Source organism: Nocardioides sp. P4_G10, from assembly GCF_056401175.1.
Window position 1 is genome coordinate 1 of record NZ_JBFUJV010000049.1, and the last position, 790, is coordinate 790.

1 protein-coding gene is annotated in these 790 nt (G+C 72.0%); it reads right to left on the bottom strand.

What is annotated here, in order from left to right; translation table 11 throughout:
• Nucleotides 1-737 (bottom strand): HAMP domain-containing protein (locus AC1DP1_RS23195; protein ID WP_477508852.1); only part of this gene is annotated, 737 nt, incomplete at its 3' end.
• Nucleotides 738-790: the final 53 nt, after the last annotated feature.

A 790-nucleotide genomic window follows, 5' to 3' on the forward strand; every position in this document is an offset into this window, starting at 1 on the left:
AGGTCGTGGGAGACGTCGGCGACGAGCTGGCGCTGCCTGGTCACGGCCGACTCGACCCTGTCCAGCATCCGGTTCATCGTCGCGGCGAGCCGCCTGACCTCGTCGCGCGGTCCGGTCACGACCAGCCTCCGGTCGAGCTGGTGGGGGCCGATGGCGTCGACCTCGGCACGGATGCGATCGAGTCGTCCGAGGGCGCGCCCGACCAGCAGCCAGACCACGGCGCCGAGCGTGAGTACGGCCAGCGGAACGCCGATGAGCAGCAGCGTCCGCAGGCGCCGAGAGGCCTCGTGGGCCGCCTCGAGGCTGCTGCCGACCACCACGGTCACCTCACCACTAGGAGAGGCGCCCGACACGACCCATGCCCGGTAGGTCTCGGTCTCCTGGTCGTCGGGGCCGTCGAACGTGCGCTGCCGTGCCGAGGAGGAGCCGGCCGGTCGCGTGATGGGTCCGCGGCCGGTGATGTTGGCGGAGGCGGCGAGGACTGTGCCGTCCGCGGTGAAGACCTGGGCGACGCCGTCGTCGCCGACCTGCGTCAGCACGTCCGGCAGCCGGTTGCTCTGCACCATCGCGACCAGGTCGTGGGCGGTGGCTTGTGAGGCTTTGTCGGCGCTGGCGATCAGCTGCCGGTCCAGTGTGGTCAGGAGCACCCAGGCGCCGGCAGCCAGGAGCAGGGCGACGGTCGCGACTGCCGTGAAGGTCGTACGGCTGCGGAGGGAGAGGGCGTCGAGGCGACTCACCGGTCGTCGACCACCCGGTAGCCCACCAGCCGCACCGTCTCGAGGCTCGCCCT